Source organism: Gillisella terrae (assembly GCF_004801395.1).
Lineage (GTDB): Bacteria > Pseudomonadota > Alphaproteobacteria > Rhizobiales > Rhizobiaceae > Allorhizobium > Allorhizobium terrae.
In genome coordinates this window covers 68,286-84,333 of sequence record NZ_SSOA01000003.1, presented here as the reverse complement: position 1 = coordinate 84,333, position 16,048 = coordinate 68,286, and the positions used below count along the sequence as shown (strand labels likewise).

General features: G+C 55.6%; 15 protein-coding genes. 9 read left to right on the top strand and 6 right to left on the bottom strand.

The window, feature by feature from the left end; genetic code table 11:
* Window positions 1–120: 120 nt before the first annotated feature.
* The 3 genes from E6C51_RS07625 to E6C51_RS07615 all read left to right on the top strand — a co-directional run bounded on the left by E6C51_RS07625 (window position 121) and on the right by E6C51_RS07615 (window position 5,591).
* Window positions 121–1,914: an acyl-CoA dehydrogenase C-terminal domain-containing protein gene (locus E6C51_RS07625; protein WP_190235549.1), complete on the top strand. Its 1,794-nt coding sequence runs from the start codon at window positions 121–123 to the stop codon at window positions 1,912–1,914.
* A 181-nt stretch (window positions 1,915–2,095) separates the two neighbouring features.
* Window positions 2,096–3,304 (top strand): acetyl-CoA C-acetyltransferase, encoded by a 1,209-nt coding sequence (locus E6C51_RS07620; RefSeq protein WP_190235548.1) that lies wholly within the window; start codon window positions 2,096–2,098, stop codon window positions 3,302–3,304.
* A gap of 73 nt (window positions 3,305–3,377) precedes the next feature.
* Window positions 3,378–5,591 carry a 3-hydroxyacyl-CoA dehydrogenase NAD-binding domain-containing protein gene (locus E6C51_RS07615; protein ID WP_190235547.1) on the top strand — a complete coding sequence of 738 codons (2,214 nt, stop codon included), beginning with the start codon at window positions 3,378–3,380 and terminating at the stop codon, window positions 5,589–5,591.
* A gap of 95 nt (window positions 5,592–5,686) precedes the next feature.
* On the opposite strand, the gene E6C51_RS07610 is transcribed toward E6C51_RS07615, so the two are convergent.
* The 3 genes from E6C51_RS07610 to E6C51_RS07600 form a co-directional block, all read right to left on the bottom strand.
* A complete protein-coding gene (locus tag E6C51_RS07610) occupies window positions 5,687–6,649 on the bottom strand; it encodes an alpha/beta hydrolase family protein (RefSeq protein ID WP_210234989.1) in 963 nt (320 codons plus the stop codon).
* 81 nt (window positions 6,650–6,730) lie between these two features.
* The gene (locus E6C51_RS07605) at window positions 6,731–7,369 is read right to left on the bottom strand and encodes a YitT family protein (protein WP_146932037.1); all 639 of its coding nucleotides are present in this window, start codon (window positions 7,367–7,369) and stop codon (window positions 6,731–6,733) included.
* Window positions 7,370–7,482: 113 nt separating this feature from the next.
* On the bottom strand, window positions 7,483–8,427 hold the full coding sequence (locus E6C51_RS07600) for a methyltransferase domain-containing protein (protein ID WP_190235546.1): 945 nt from the start codon (window positions 8,425–8,427) through the stop codon (window positions 7,483–7,485).
* A gap of 180 nt (window positions 8,428–8,607) precedes the next feature.
* Between E6C51_RS07600 and E6C51_RS07595 the strand changes: the two genes are divergently transcribed.
* From E6C51_RS07595 to E6C51_RS07585, 3 genes are read left to right on the top strand one after another with little or no spacing between them, the layout of a single operon-like run.
* Window positions 8,608–8,874: a DUF6460 domain-containing protein gene (locus tag E6C51_RS07595; protein WP_146932042.1), complete on the top strand. Its 267-nt coding sequence runs from the start codon at window positions 8,608–8,610 to the stop codon at window positions 8,872–8,874.
* A gap of 1 nt (window position 8,875) precedes the next feature.
* Window positions 8,876–9,457: a CAP domain-containing protein gene (locus E6C51_RS07590; protein WP_190235545.1), complete on the top strand. Its 582-nt coding sequence runs from the start codon at window positions 8,876–8,878 to the stop codon at window positions 9,455–9,457.
* Window positions 9,458–9,501: 44 nt separating this feature from the next.
* The gene (locus tag E6C51_RS07585) at window positions 9,502–10,839 is read left to right on the top strand and encodes an MATE family efflux transporter (RefSeq protein WP_190235544.1); all 1,338 of its coding nucleotides are present in this window, start codon (window positions 9,502–9,504) and stop codon (window positions 10,837–10,839) included.
* Here E6C51_RS07585 and E6C51_RS07580 read toward each other — a convergent pair.
* Window positions 10,836–11,927 carry a quinone-dependent dihydroorotate dehydrogenase gene (locus E6C51_RS07580; RefSeq protein ID WP_190235543.1) on the bottom strand — a complete coding sequence of 364 codons (1,092 nt, stop codon included), beginning with the start codon at window positions 11,925–11,927 and terminating at the stop codon, window positions 10,836–10,838. The two genes, E6C51_RS07585 and E6C51_RS07580, sit on opposite strands and share 4 nt — an antisense overlap.
* Window positions 11,924–12,271: a DUF952 domain-containing protein gene (locus E6C51_RS07575; RefSeq protein ID WP_146932050.1), complete on the bottom strand. Its 348-nt coding sequence runs from the start codon at window positions 12,269–12,271 to the stop codon at window positions 11,924–11,926. The genes E6C51_RS07580 and E6C51_RS07575 overlap by 4 nt, the downstream gene beginning before the upstream one ends.
* Window positions 12,272–12,545: 274 nt before the next feature.
* Between E6C51_RS07575 and E6C51_RS07570 the strand changes: the two genes are divergently transcribed.
* The 3 genes from E6C51_RS07570 (at window position 12,546) to E6C51_RS07560 (ending at window position 15,053) form a co-directional block, all read left to right on the top strand.
* Entirely contained in the window at window positions 12,546–13,193 is a 648-nt protein-coding gene (locus E6C51_RS07570; protein ID WP_146932052.1) for a response regulator, read from the top strand.
* 292 nt (window positions 13,194–13,485) lie between these two features.
* On the top strand, window positions 13,486–14,151 hold the full coding sequence (locus E6C51_RS07565) for a S24 family peptidase (RefSeq protein WP_146932054.1): 666 nt from the start codon (window positions 13,486–13,488) through the stop codon (window positions 14,149–14,151).
* A gap of 488 nt (window positions 14,152–14,639) precedes the next feature.
* Window positions 14,640–15,053: a tellurite resistance TerB family protein gene (locus tag E6C51_RS07560; RefSeq protein ID WP_146932056.1), complete on the top strand. Its 414-nt coding sequence runs from the start codon at window positions 14,640–14,642 to the stop codon at window positions 15,051–15,053.
* Between the two features lie 69 nt (window positions 15,054–15,122).
* Here the strand turns inward: E6C51_RS07560 and E6C51_RS07555 are convergent, their stop codons facing one another.
* Complete coding sequence (locus tag E6C51_RS07555; protein WP_146932058.1) at window positions 15,123–16,034, bottom strand: transporter substrate-binding domain-containing protein; 912 nt, start codon at window positions 16,032–16,034, stop codon at window positions 15,123–15,125.
* Between the last annotated feature and the right edge of the window lie 14 nt (window positions 16,035–16,048).

The window sequence follows — 16,048 nt, the reverse complement described above, 5'->3', positions numbered from 1 at the left end:
GATCAAACTCCAAGATCACATTCACATTTTTGCGTATTGACGTTTACGCGCACGTCAATATTTTATAGGGTAGAGATTGGCTGCGGAGGAATGCGGCCCAAACCGTCGGAGGACATTGACATGCCAGCTTACAAGGCACCGGTCGCAGATACGCTCTTCATTCTCAACAACGTTCTGGGGCTTGAGCGCTACAACAACCTGCCCGGTTTTGAAGACGCAACGCCTGATATGATTGAAGCCATTTTGGGCGAAGCGGCCAAGCTTGCGGAAGAACAGCTTTTTCCGCTGAACCTGTCTGGCGATCAGGAAGGCTGCACCCGCCATGACGATGGCTCCGTCACCGTGCCCAAGGGGTTCAAACAGGCCTATGACGCCTATTGCGAAGGCGGCTGGAGTGGCCTTGCGGTGCCCGCAGAATTTGGCGGCCAGGGCCTGCCCTACACGCTTCATGCCGCCGTTGGCGAATATATGTCATCGGCCAATATGGCCTTGATGATGTATCCGGGCCTGACCCAAGGGGCCATTGCTGCCATTCTGGTGCATGGCTCTGACGCCCAAAAGCAGACATACCTGCCGAAAATGGTCGAAGGCGTGTGGTCTGGCACCATGAACCTCACCGAACCTCATTGCGGCACCGACCTTGGCCTTTTGCGCACCAAAGCCGTGCCCAATGGCGATGGCACTTACAAAATCTCCGGCCAGAAAATCTTCATCTCGGCGGGCGAGCATGGGATGACCGACAATATCATCCATCTGGTTCTGGCCCGTATCGAGGGTGCTCCAGAAGGCACCAAGGGCATTTCGCTGTTCATCGTGCCGAAAATCATCGTCAATGACGATGGGAGCCTTGGGGAGCGCAATGGCGTGTCCTGCGGTGCCATCGAGCACAAGATGGGCATTCACGGCAATGCCACCTGTGTTATGAATTATGATGAAGCCACCGGCTATCTGATTGGCGCGGAAAACAAGGGCCTTTCGGCCATGTTTGTGATGATGAACGAGGCGCGTCTGGGCGTTGGCCTGCAAGGTCTGTCGATTGCCGAAGTGGCCTATCAGAACGCCGTCGCCTATGCCAATGAGCGCATTCAGGGCCGCAGCCTGTCGGGTGCCAAAGCGCCGGATAAAAAGGCCGATCCGATCATCGTGCATCCCGATATTCGCCGCTCGCTGATGACCATCAAGGCCTTTAACGAGGCTGGCCGCGCCTTTACGCTATGGACCGCGCTGAAATCCGACATTGCTCACCGTGCAACGGATGCTGCGGAAAAGCAGAATGCCGATGACATCCTCGGCCTGATGACCCCGATCCTGAAGGGTGTGTTGACCGACAAGGGCTTTGACCATGCGGTGATGGCACAGCAGGTGTACGGCGGCCATGGCTATATTGAAGAATGGGGCATGAGCCAATATGTGCGCGATGCCCGCATTGCGATGATCTATGAAGGGGCCAACGGCATTCAGGCGCTCGATCTGGTCGGCCGCAAGCTGGGCCTCAACGGTGGCCGCGCCGTGATGGCACTGTTTAATGAAATCGGCGCTTTCTGCGAAGAAAACCGCGGTGATGAAAAGCTGTCTTTCTTCACCAAGCAGCTCAAGAAAGGCTTGAACGACGTTCAGGGCGCAACCATGTGGTTTATGCAAAACGCCATGGCCAAGCCCGACAACGCTGGCGCTGGCTCGACCGATTACATGCATCTCTTCGGTCTGGTGGTACTGGGTTACATGTGGGCCAAGATGGCCAAGGCCGCCCATGAGGCGCTGGACGCTGGCACGAGCGATGCGGATTACTACAACAATAAGCTGTTGACGGGTCGCTTCTTCATGGAAAAAATCATGCCGGAAACCGCGCTTCGCAAGACCCGCATTGAAGCGGGCGCAGACAGCCTGATGGCCATGGATGCCGCTGCGTTTTGATTGAATTTGGCCTCCCCATTGTCGGGGAGAGGCAATTTGCAAAATTCAGGAGCTTTGCGCTCTAGTGCACTGACGCATTCACTTCGTTCATGCTCTAGTGCACTCGTTTTTTGTTTATGCATCGATTTTTCCAAACTCAGATGAATCTTTCGTTTGGATCGATGCACCAGGGAGAGAGACAATGACTGACGTATTTGTTTACGACCATGTGCGCACTCCGCGCGGCCGCGGCAAAAAGGATGGCGCGCTGCACGAAGTGCCATCGGTGCGCCTCGCCGCCAAGGCACTGGAAGCCATCCGCGACCGCAACGGTCTCGACACATCCACCGTCGATGACATCATCATGGGTTGCGTTGATCCTGTGATGGATGCTGGCGCGGTGATCCCCAAGGCTGCGGCCTTTGAGGCAGGTTACTCGACAACCGCTCCCGGCATTCAGATCTCGCGGTTTTGCGCCTCCGGCCTTGATGCCGTGAATTATGCCGCTGGCAAGATTGCCGCTGGAGCCGATGATATTGTCATTGCCGGTGGTGTGGAAAGCATGTCGCGCGTTGGGCTTGGCATGTCAGGCGGTGCGTGGTTCATGGACCCATCCGTCAACTTCCCGGCCTATTTCATGCCGCAGGGCGTGTCTGCCGATCTGATTGCCACAAAATATGGCTTCTCGCGTGATGACGTGGATGCCTATGCGGTGGAAAGCCAAAAGCGCGCCGCCCATGCGTGGAAGAGCGGTTATTTCGATAAATCCGTGGTGCCTGTGAAAGATCAGAACGGTCTGACCATTCTGGCTCATGATGAACATATGCGCCCCGGCACAGATATGCAGTCACTGGCGGGCCTCAACCCGTCTTTCCAGATGCCCGGTGAAATGGGCGGCTTTGAAGCCGTGGGCATTCAGGCACATCCGGAAATCGAGAAGATCAATTACGTTCACCATGCGGGCAATTCCTCCGGCATTGTCGATGGCTCCGGCGTTGTGCTGCTGGGCTCCAAAGCTGGCGGCGAGAGCATGGGGCTGAAGCCACGGGCGCGCATTCGCGCCTTTGCCAATATCGGCTCTGATCCGGCCTTGATGCTGACCGGCCCGGTGGATGTGACGGAAAAGCTCTTGAAGAAAACCGGCATGAGTTTGGCCGATATTGATCTGTTTGAGCTGAACGAAGCCTTTGCCGCTGTCGTTTTACGCTTCATGCAGCATTTTGATGTGTCGCATGATGTCATGAACGTCAACGGCGGCGCGATTGCCATGGGCCATCCGCTGGGGGCCACGGGTGCGATGATTCTCGGCACCGTGCTGGATGAGCTGGAGCGGCGCGATCTCAACACCGCACTGGTCACGCTCTGTATTGGTGCAGGCATGGGCACGGCAACTGTAATCGAACGCGTCTGAGTGGTTTCAGGAAAAGTGGGAACCGGTTTTCCGCAAGAAACCACGATCAAAAAATCCTTCGGGAGGGATGACAATGACCTATAAGAATTTCACCGTTGAGACCGATGCAGACGGCATTGCCCTTGTGACATGGAATATGCCCGACAAGAGCATGAATGTGTTCACCGTTGAGGTGATGGACGAGATTGAAGCGATTGTGGATGCCACCGTTGCCGATGAAGCCGTGAAGGGTGTGGTCTTCACCTCTGGCAAATCGTCTTTCTCTGGCGGCGCTGACCTGACCATGATCAAGGGCATGTTCTCCATGCTGCATGAGGAAAAGGTCAAAGACCCGGCGAACGCCGTGCAAAAGCTGTTTGATGCCGCTGGCCGCATGAGCTGGCTGTGGCGCAAGATCGAGACCAATGGCAAGCCATGGGTATCGGCTATCAACGGCACCTGCATGGGCGGCGCGTTTGAGCTGTCGCTTGCCTGCCATGGCCGTGTGGCCTCCAACGCCAAATCGGTGAAACTGGCCCTGCCTGAAGTCAAGGTCGGCATTTTCCCCGGTGCTGGCGGCACCCAGCGCGTTTCGCGGCTGACCAATGCGCAAGACGCCCTGCAAATGATGACCACGGGCCAGACCCTGACGCCCCAGCGCGCCAAGGCCATGAACCTCGTGCATCAGGTGGTGGAGCCGGACCAGTTGATCTCCGCTGCCAAGCAGATGATCAAGGATGGTTTGAAGCCAGTGGCTCCATGGGATGAAAAGGGCTTCAAAGCCCCCGGCGGCGGCATCTGGACACCGGCCTCAGCCCAGCTTTGGCCAGCCGCCCCTGCCATTTTGCGCCGTGAAACCGCAGGAAACTATCCCGCAGCACTGGCAATTTTGAAATGCGTGTATGAAGGTCTGCAAGTGCCGTTTGACACCGGCCTTCGCATTGAACAGCGCTATTTCACTCAAATCGTACAGACCACCGAAGCCTTTTCGATGATCCGCTCGCTGTTCATTTCGCTACAAGAGCTTGGCAAGGGTGCGCGCCGCCCAGCCGGTCAGCCCAAGAGCGATATCAAGAAAGTCGGCGTGGTTGGCGCGGGCTTCATGGGCGCATCGATTGCCTATGTGACCGCAGCGGCTGGCCTTGCCGTGGTGCTGATTGATCGTGACATGGAAGCCGCCAACAAGGGCAAAGCCGTTGCGGAAAATCTCGTTGCGGGTGCCGTCGGCAAGGGCAAGATGACCAAGGAAGCCGGTGAAAAGCTGCTTTCGCTGATCACCCCGACCGAAGACTATAACACGCTGTCTGACGCTGATCTGGTGATCGAAGCGGTATTTGAAGACCGCGACGTGAAAAAGGCGGTGATTGAAAAGGTTGAGGCCGTGTTGCCAGAAGGCGCGATTTTCGCCTCCAACACCTCGACCCTGCCGATCACCGGCCTTGCCAAAAACTCCAAGCGTCCGGTCGATTTCATCGGCGTGCATTTCTTCTCGCCGGTTGAAAAGATGATGCTGACGGAAGTGATTTTGGGCGAGCAGACCGGTGACAAGGCGCTGGCTGTGGCGCTGGATTATGTCTCGATGATCAAGAAGACGCCAATTGTCGTGAATGACACCCGTGGCTTCTTCGTCAACCGCTGCGTCTTCCGCTACATCAACGAAGCCTATGACATGCTGATTGAAGGCGTGCCTGCGGTGATGATTGAAAATGCCGCGAAAATGGCAGGCATGCCGGTTGGCCCGCTATCGCTGAATGACGAAGTGGCGGTGGACCTCTCGCAAAAGATCATGAAGGCCTCAATCGCCGATCTGGGTGCAGACGCGGTTGTGCCTGAGCATATGAGCCTGATCAACAAGATGGTGGATGAACTGGACCGCCGTGGCCGCAAAAACGGCAAGGGCTTCTATGATTACCCTGCCAAGCCATTGAAAAAATCGCTGTGGCCGGGCCTGAAAGACCTCTATGCGCAGAAAAAGCCAGCCGATGTGGATGTCACCGTGCTCAAGCAACGCCTGCTGGTAACAATTGCGCTGGAAGCAGCCCGCACCATGGAAGAAGGCATTGTCACCGATCCGCGTGAAGCCGATGTCGGCTCCATCCTCGGCTTCGGTTTCGCGCCTTACACGGGCGGCACGCTCTCCTACATCGACGGCATGGGTGTGAAAACCTTTGTTGAGCTGTGCGAAAAGCTCGCCAAGGACTATGGTCCGCATTTTGCCCCAACGCCACTGTTGAAAGAAATGGCGCAGAAGGGTGAGACCTTCTATGGGCGGTTTGATCCCTATGGTGCGGTGAAGACAGCGGCTTGAGGAAACGGATTGCCATCAAAATGATAAGGACTGGCGGAAACGCCGGTCCTTTTTTTTGCAACTGCTTTGATAGACAGTCCGTAGCCCTGCGACCTTTACAAATGCGTTTTAAAGAATGTCACCACCTGCTTGTTCAAGTCCTGATGAAAGGCAGCGCGATCAAAACCCGGCCGATCGATGCATAGCTCTGGCAGGATTTTGACCAGTTCTGCCGGGCAGACGGTCAAAAATGCAAAATGTTCAGAGTTTGGCACGACATGAAAATCGGGCTTTACCGGCAGGTTATGCGCAACAGTCTGAAGGTTTTCAGGAGATACGCCATCTCCGCCATATTGAGAGCCCCACAACTGAATGGGTGCTGTGACATTCTTCACGCTGCCGGGCGCGGAAAAAACACTGCTCAGCGGATCAGCAATCACAAATGCCTTGATCCGCTGATCATGCTGCAAAGTGCCCTTCGGCAAGGCATTCTGGCTCACGGGAGTGCAGGTCGCACCAGTCTTATCTTGGCAATGGGAGCGCAAAGCTTGAAAATCCGGGGTAGCCCCTGCCAGAACAAGCCCGGTGTATCCGCCGCGTGAAAACCCGAAAAAGCCAATAGATTTGGGATCAATTTTGCCTGCATCCGGGGATGAGCCGAGCATAAAATCAATGACCCGTTTCACGTCCGTTGGGCGACTGATCAAGGCCTTGAGATTATGCTCTCTCTCTTCGTTTGCAGCGGTATCGTCGGGGTGATTCATCGCCACAACAACAAATCCGGCATTTGCCAGAGCTTCAGCCGTGTCATGATGGCTAAGATTGGTGCCGCCAAAGCCATGGGAAATCACAATCAGTGGCCGTTTTTCGCCATCAATCGGACAATTTCGAACACCGGGGAGAAGAAAGGGACCAGCCTTGATCTCGCCATCCGGCGCAGCACAGGGCGACCATTCCACGGCTTTCAGCGCGGGACTGTGCGCATCTGCGGGAATATCGAAGGATTTCAAACCGGCACTATGCGCCCAATGAGCAGCCAAGCTGAAAACAGAAGCAATCAGGAATGTCTTCATGCGCATTGCAACCCCTCCGACCCGATCTCGCAATCTGAGGAGAGCATTCACAATATTGAGCAAATGAGGTCAAGGCAAAAAGCCTTATCACCGAAGCGCAATATAGCGATCCGAGCGGTGGTTGATCAGCACAAACAGGTTCAGCACCACGGCACCGATGATCGAGCAGCCGACCACCCAAGGGCTGACCACGGTAAAGGCCAGCGCCATGACCAGCACGTCAAAGGCGAGCTGGACAAGGCCGGCCTGAATGCCGAAACGGTCCTGAATAAACACGGCCAGAATGCCGATGCCGCCGAGGCTGGCGCGGTGGCGATAGAGAGCAAGCAGGCCAAAGCCCAGCAGCACGCCGCCCAGCACGGCACCCCAGATGGGGTTGATCGAGGATATAGAAAGAAAGCGGCTTTGAACGTCAACAAGCACAGAGGTCAAAGCGACAGAGAGAAAGGTTTTGAGGGTAAAATCCCAGCCGACGCGCTTCATCGACAGAATATAAAACGGCATATTGAACAGAAAAAACAGCAGGCCGAAATTCCAGCCGGTCCAGTAATGCACCACAAAGGCGAGGCCCGCGATGCCGCTGGTGACCAGACCGATGGTGGAGATGAAATAAAGGCCAAGGGCGGCAATAATCGTGCCGCAGAGAATGCCCTGCACATCTTCGGCGCGGCTGTGGCGGGCAGGATTGTTGTTCCAGATGCCCAACATGTTGTTCATCAATGCCATCGGCCTGCCCTCATCGGAGTGAATATCCCCTAAGGATGCCTGAAATTACCGGGCTTTCAAGAGGGATAGGTCAGCAAAACTGACCTATCGAAGATTTCGCAAGATTCCATCCGTTACAGGGCTTTTCTCGCAATAAACAGAAAGCCGGGGACGGGTTTTCCGCCATCCATGCGAATGGTGGTGGGGCGGCTTTGCAGCACGTCAAATCCGGTTTGCGCAAGTTCTTGTTCGACATAGCTGTGGCTGTGCTGAAAGCGCAGGGAATCGGCCAGCGAAAAACCATCCTTTTCCTCCGATTTTTCGCAGGAAAAGGCAAAATAGCCGCCGGGGGCCGCCAGTTCTGCGGAAAGCGAAAAGGCACCAGACAAGGCACCAAGATAGATAAAAACATCCGCAGCGCTGATCAGATCAGCACGGGCCCGCGTCTTGCCACCCGAAAACAACCCGCAAGTATCAGTATTGAGCGACAAATCCGCCTCTGTCAGATGGTCATAGATGTTCTTTTCCGCCGCCTTCGCCAGCATGCCGCTGGACAGATCATAGCCTTCGAGCACGCTCACAAAGGGCTTCAACTCGACGCCCATCAGGCCGGTGCCACAGCCCAGATCGACGGCATGGTGAAAGCGCATGTCCTCGCCAAGGTTTTCCGCCAGCATCGCCACCAGTTTTTGCGGCACGCGATAGTCGAGCTTTTGCACAAGTGAGGTTTCAAACCGGTTGGCATAATGATCAAACAGCGCTTCCACATAGCGGCTGGGCGGTTGTGCCGGTATCTCGTCGGCCCCCATCAGCGCCAGCTTCAGGCTGGCAGCAAAGAGATCCTCGGGATCAAGCGCCAGCACCTGCCGATAGGCATCCGCCCCGCCAAGGGTATTCCCCGCTTTGACGCGATACTCCCCCAACAAAAACCAGCCTGCCACCCATTGCGGCGCAAGCTCCAGCGCTTGTTCCATCAACTCGGCAGCGGCAGAACAGTCGCCACCCTCAAAAAGCATACGTGCATAATCGGCGCGGCGGTCAGCCACAGCGTTACCGGAAGGCATCTGAATGGGGTGCATAGGGCATCAAACGAATGGAGGAATATCTGCGCGAGCAATGGCGCAACCGTTTAAAAACGCAAGCGCTATTTTCGCAACGCCGCAGTTACCCACCTTCGCGTGCTTGCGCCGCCACAATCCTATGCTTATGTGAGGCCTGTGCTTATGTGAGTCTATGAGACGGCAAAACGGGAGACACCCATGGCAGACGGCGTAAACAGATTTTTGGGCGACTCTATTGCGCGCACCATCGTCAAGCTCATCGTTGTGTCGGTGATTGTCGGCTTTGTCATGCATATGTTTGATATTTATCCGACCGATATTATCGAGAGCATCAGACGGTTTTTCTTCGACATCTGGCACAAGGGCTTCTCAGCCCTGGGACGTGTTGGCGATTACCTTTTGCTGGGAGCCAGCATTGTCATTCCTGTTTTCATCATCCTGCGCCTCATTGATCTTCGGAAATAACATGTCCTTTGAAAACACCTTGAATTTTGCCAGAAGCCGCCGGCAGTTTGTCGCTCTCGCAGGCCTTGGCCTCACGGCCACGCTGGCAGGCTGCGCAACAGCACCCATCAAGCCTGCGGCCCCCTCCAACATATCGGATGAAACAGCCGCCTTTCTGCCGATGATCAATGCGCTGCGCGCCAAGAATGGAAAGCCCGCACTGGTGGCCGATGCAGCGGCCACCAAGGCTGCGATGTTTCAGGCCAATCGCATGGCGCAGGCCGAAAAAATGGCGCATCTGATGGGCATGGGCGACAGCTTTGGGGCCCGCATGCGGGCCAGCAATGTGCAGCTGCCCGCCGCCGAAAACATTGCCATGCTGCAACAGACCGATGAAGCGGCCATGCAGGCTTGGATCAACTCCAAGCACCATCTGGAAAACATGCTGGGGCCTTATCATGGTCTTGGTGTGGCGGTTGCGCGCATTCCATCGCGCGGCAACAAGCCCTATTGGGCCATGGTGCTCTCCGGCACGCCACGCCCGGATGTCGGCCCATCTTCCGGCATTCCGATCCGCAATGGCATTCAGCTGAGAATCGGGTAAAAAGGCTTTCAGGGTGAGGACCGCCTGCCCTGATGGAGCCTTCGATGACACAGACCTTCCCGCATAGCAGAGCCTTCACAGTCACGCATAAAAGCGTGCTGGCCATCGCCCTGCCCATGACGCTGGGCTATATCACCACGCCTTTGCTGGGCATCACCGACACCGCCGTCATTGGCCGTACCGGTGAGGCGGCAGCACTCGCGGGTCTGGCCATTGGCGCTGTGCTGTTTGACCTGCTGTTCTCCAGCCTCAATTTTTTGCGGGCATCCACAACCGCCTTGGTGGCGCAAGCCTATGGGCGCGAAGACCCGCGCGAACAGGTGGCGGTGCTGTGTCGCTCCATGATCCTTTCCGTCAGCATTGGGCTGGTCATTTTGCTGCTGTCGCCGCTGTTGTTGCGCGGTGGACTGGCGATGATGGGAGCAGAAGGGCGCGTGGCCGAGGTAACGGCCATCTATTTCTCCATTCGCATTCTGGCGGGGCCGCTGACGCTGGCCAATTTTACCATCATGGGCTTTGTGCTGGGGCGTGGCAAAGGCTCCATCGGCCTTGGCCTGCAAATCTTGCTCAACGGCGTCAACATCACCCTGTCGATTCTGCTGGGCCTGCATTATGGCTGGGGCGTGGCCGGTGTTGCCTATGGTGCTGTTGCTGGTGAAGCCTGCGCCGCCCTGGCAGGGGTGATGATTATCATCGCCCGCATGAGCAAGGCGCAGATGCCGACATGGGCGGAATTGTTCGACCGCGCCAAGCTCTCGGCCTTGTTTTCTCTCAACCGTGACATTCTGATCCGCAGCTTTGTGCTGCTGGCGGCCTTTACGTTACTCACCCGCATCGGAGCCAGTTTTGGCGCAACCACGCTGGCCGCCAATGCCGTTTTGATGAATTTTTTCATGATTGCCAGTTTTTATCTCGATGGCATTGCCAATGCCGCCGAGCAGATTACCGGCCGCGCCGTGGGGGCCATGTATCGTCCGGGCTTTGATGCCGCAGTGAAACTCACCGGCCTTTGGTCTTGTGGCTTTGCAATTGCCACCACGCTGGTGTTTCTGGTGTTTGGTGGCCACCTGATTGATGCCATGACCACCGCCGAAGAGGTTCGACACATGGCCCGCCAGTTTTTGCCCTGGGCAGCAATAACCGCCCTGACCGGTGCCCTGGCCTTTCAAATGGATGGTATTTTTATCGGTGCCGCCTGGTCCAGCGATATGCGCAATATGATGCTGGCGGCTTTTGTCGGCTATCTTGTCGCTTTGGCCCTGCTGGTACCAAGCCTTGGCAATCACGGGCTTTGGCTGGCGCTCAATCTGTTTCTGGCCTTCAGAGGTGTATTTTTGCTCACCCGTCTGAAGGCCAGAACCAATCAGACTTTTCCCGATTAGACTTTTAAGGAACGCCAGTGATCAACCTTGCTGTCACGAAGTTCTCTCAGCGACGATAGGCCTTGCTGATCCAGCACGTTTGACAGGCCTTTGACGATCTCGGCGGGCAATCCCGGTCCTTCATAGATCATGCAGGAATAGAGCTGCACCAGATCGGCACCGGCACGGATTTTTTCAAGCGCCGTCTCGGCAGACGACACCCCGCCCACGCCAATCAGCGGCAGGCTCTTACCCACCCGGTGACGCATACCGGCCAGTACCGCCGTGGACTTGGCAAACAACGGTTTGCCGGAAAGGCCACCTGCTTCATTGGCAAGACGGGTTTCTTTCAAACCATCGCGGGCCAATGTGGTGTTGGAGACAATCAATCCATCAAGATCACGGGCCAGCACCACCTCGGCAATGTCATCCATGCCTTCTTCCGTCAGATCCGGGGCGATTTTCAAGAAAACCGGCACGCGGCGGCCTGCCTTTTGCGCTTCATCATTGCGCGCGCTCAGCACGGCATCCAGCAAGTCTGCCAGACTGTCCTTGGCTTGCAGATCGCGAAGACCCGGCGTATTGGGCGAGGAAATATTGGCGGTGAAATAGCTGGCGACCGCATAAAAACTGCGGATACCGGCGACATAGTCCGCAACGCGATCCGTCGCGTCTTTATTGGCACCAATATTGACCCCAACCACACCGGACTTGCCGCTGCGCGCCTTCAAGCGCACTAAAGCGGCAGCATGACCTGCATTGTTAAAGCCCAAACGGTTGATGACGCCCTCGTCATTGACCAGCCGGAAAATGCGCGGCTTGGCATTGCCGCCCTGCGGCTTTGGTGTCACGGTGCCCACTTCGGCAAACCCAAAGCCGAGACCAAGCAACTCATCCGGCACTTCGGCATTTTTATCATAGCCTGCTGCCATGCCGAGCGGATTGGGAAAGCGGATACCTGCCACCGTCTGCGCCAGACGCGGATCATCCTTCAGGCGGCATTTGGGCATCAGGCTGGATTTCAACCCGGCAATGGAGAGGCCATGCGCAGTCTCTGCGTCGAACAGAAACAGACCGGGCCGGGCAAAATGCTTGAAAGGGTTGATCATAGCATATCCTCTGGAAACACGTGCAGGCCATCCTGACCCACGGGCAGTGGCTTTTGCCATAAAACACTTGAGAGCGGCAAGGAGCCGTAAAGATGCGGAAAAAGATCGCCATTGCGTGATGGCTCAAAGACCAGGGCGTCTCCGAGGCTTGCCCCATCAACCGCCACCAGCAGCAAATCATTCTGGCCGGAAAAATGCAGTCGTGCAGTCTCTTTGGCCTGAGCAGCCGTGGAGAAATGAATAAAGCCATCTGCTACATCAATCGGCGCACCAGAAAATTGGCCCTTGCTTTGCGTCTCCAACCACAATTGCGCGGGGACAATCTTATACACTGTTGGTGCCATGGCACGATCCTTCTGGAAATTGCTATCAATCAGGGGCCGCAATCTTGACGAAGTGCAATCCTCGCCAAAGAGAGCATTGTTTCTCAACGCGCTTGGCGCTAAAATGCATTATCAGCTGGATTGTGCAATGATCGGCCGGGTTAAGCATAGGCAGTATCACCAAAAAAACGTGTCACGGCTTCACAGTTTAAATCCGCATTGATCCAGACAATCATACCGCAGATCCAAACTGCGGTCACACTGATCGATAAACGCTCTTGGGAGGGGGCAACCGATGGCAGAACAGACAATCATCATTGCAGATGACCACCCCTTGTTTCGCGGAGCCTTACGGCAGGCCGTCAGCGGCATGGAGGGTACGCAGCATATTATCGAGGCTGGCACGTTTGACGAGGCGCGCAATGCCGCCATCAGCCATCCTGATACAGATGTGATGTTGCTGGATCTGGCCATGCCAGGCATCAGTGGTTTTTCCGGCCTGATGGCGCTTCGTGCAGAATTTTGCAGCCTGCCCATCATCATCTGCTCCGCCACCGATGATGCCACCACCATTCGCCGCGCGCTGGAACTGGGTGCCTCTGGCTTTATCTCCAAATCTGCGGGCATCGAGGACATTCGTGGCTCTATACAGACCGTGCTGAATGGCGACATTGCCAGTCCGATCGCCGATGACAGCGGCCTTGAGCAGGATGCCGAACTGGCCGATCTGATGGCCCGGCTGAAAACGCTGACACCTCAGCAAAACCGCGTTCTGGGCATGCTGTGCGAAGGGCTTTTGAACAAGCAGATCGCCTACGCACTCAGCGTGTCTGAGGCGACCATAAAAGCACATGTCTCTGCCATTCTGCTGAAATTGAAGGTCGATAGCCGCACACAAGCCGTCATTCAGCTTGGCAGGCTCAACATGAGCATGGTGGCCTGATTGCGCCACAGCGCGGTGATCTATGACATAAGTCTTTAAACGGAATCGGCTTAAAGACTTATGCAGCAAATATTACAGCGCCGTGCGCCATCAATGGCGCGCGGCGCGGTAGGCAGCAGTTCCATGGGGAAATGCCCATTGCGGAAAAAACGCCTTTATTTCGATAAAATGGGCTGAAAATAAGGATTTTATTCCTTCTGCATCTTTACTCTTCGCCCCATATGTCCGATATATAAGCCGTGGGTGAAACCGTTTTTGACGGCTGTTGATGAATGCCGGGGTTTAGCTGGATATGCTTTCACACGAAACAATCTGGAGTGCAATTGATCGGCTTGCCGAGCAAAACCACTTGACGCCATCCGGGCTTGCCCGGCGCGCAGGCCTTGACCCAACGTCTTTCAACAAATCGAAGCGCATTGGCCCTGACGGGCGGATGCGCTGGCCCTCGACCGAGTCCATTGCCAAAGTTCTGGATGCCACCAGCTCGAGCCTTGGTACATTTGCGGCCTTGTTCGATGAGGATAACGCCGACACCATGCTGCCCGAGGGCGATTTTCCGCCGCAGATCAGCTCCATTCCATTGCTGGGCTTTGCGCAGGCGGGTGCTGGCGGCTTTTTTGATGACGGCGGCTTTCCCGCAGGTCACGGATGGGATCTGGTGGATTTTCCCGCATCGCCCAAATCCAAAACCGGCCTCTATGCGCTGGAAGTGCAAGGCGACAGCATGAAGCCGCTTTATCGCGATGGCGATGTGCTGATTGTTGAGCCGGGAGCACAAGTGCGCCGCGGCGACCGCGTGGTGGTCAAAACCCTGGATGGTGAGGTGATGGCGAAAATTCTTGGGCGGCAGAATGCCCGCACCGTGGATTTGATTTCCATCAATCCTGATCATGCCAACCGCACATTGGAGACCAGCGACATCGACTGGATTGCCCGTATTATCTGGGTGAGCCAATAGGAATATTTGCCACAGCGATGTCTATTCCATTTGCTGCATACTTCCTTCCATCGGAATCGATTTAAGGAGAGAATTATGCAGCAGATTAAAAGTGTTACAGCAGCTTTTGTGGGCCATATCACAGTACACGACACAAAGGCCTTTATGTGCCGTTTACCCCCCTCTGGCTTGCCAGCGATCTCCCCCAAAAGGAGGGAGATCGGATAGGCGTTCCCGCTCGTTTCTCACAATGAAATCCTGATTTCCAACACATAGGACGTATGCTGTTGAGCAATAGGGTTGCTTTTTGTCGATCTCCCTCCTTGTGGGGGAGATGCCCGGCAGGGCAGAGGGGGGTGAGCTATACGGTAAAACCTATGCGTCGTGTACTGTGGTGCCATATATGGTGCGCAGAGCTGTATAGGGAACGATCTTGCCTTGTCGGCTCTTGAAACAGCTTTCGGCAATCTCCATTATTGCAAGACAACATCAACAGGAAAAGTCTCGCAATGACCACCACGGTAACTGTTCACGACGCTCTCATCTTCGCCATGGTTATGGTCTCTGCTGTGGACAATGCCATGAACGATCAGGAAATGGAGCGTATCGGGCATCTTGTCGAACAGGCACCGGTGTTTGAAGACTTTCCAGCTGAAAACCTGATCACCGTTGCGTCGCGCTGTGCTGCCTTGGTGGCGGGGCCGGAGGGCATGGAAATTGCGCTGGAAACCATTCGCGATGCTCTGCCGGAGCGGCTTTATGATACGGCTTATGCTTTGGCTGTAGAGGTTGCGGCCGTGGACCTCACGGTGCGCCCCGAAGAAATCCGCTTTTTGCAATTGCTGCGGGATCGCTTCAATTTGGATAAACTCACCTGCGCCGCCATTGAGCGCAGCGCCATCGCGCGACACCGCAAAGCATAAAGAGCCATCGCGCGACACCGTAAAGCGTAAAGGGCCATCGCGCGGCACCGCAAAGCTTAAAAAGCAGCCTCAATAGAGGCCGGATGCGAAATAGCGACGCGACAGCTCATCCATACGTCCTTTGCGCGCCAGTGCTGCAAGCGCATAATCGAAGGCGGCCGCCAAAAAGCCGTCTTCCTTGCGCACCATGATGGACATGCCCTCGCCCAAATAGCGCTGGGATAAAAATGGTCCACCGAGAAATTCACAACACGGCTTGGCTGGCTTTTCACTCGTTTGGCCACTCGAGTGATTTGCCGATTGGGCGGCCAGCCAGAAAGACAATTGCAGCCCATCACCAAACACAGTCTGGACTTTGCCTTGCGTTAATGCCTGCATCAATGCGGCCTGATCGGCAAAGCCTTCAGGCTTGATGGCCGGGAAAAACGCTTTCAGCATCGCCGCATGGGCCGTGCCGCTCACAACGCCTACGGATGTGCCATCAAGATCATTCACAGACTTTTTCACGCCGCTTTCTTCACGCCGAACAACAAAGCGTGCTGGCAACATCAGATACGGACGCGAGAAGGCAAAATCGGCGCGAATGCTTTTTGTCACCGCCAGACCAGCAACAGCCGCATCGGCATGTTTGCTCAATAGTGCAATCTCAATATCCGAAAACGGAATGGCCTGCACCTCGCATTTGGCCTCGACACCCAGCTCCTTGCAGACTTCGCGGATCAAATCGATGTTGAAACCCGTCAGATGGCCCGTTTGATCCAAAAAACTGAAGGGTGGAAAATCCACCGTTGTCAGAAACCTCAACCGCAGCAACACCGAAAGATCCGGCTTTGCCAGCCGCTCATGGGCATCAAACAAAACCGGCATTTTTTGCATTTTCACAGCGCCATCCGCATGCGCCAGGCCGGATGAGACAAGCAAACCCCATACAATATAAAATGCCCCCCACAATTTCAGGGATGAAACTTTCGAGCATATCATTATCATCGTCTCAT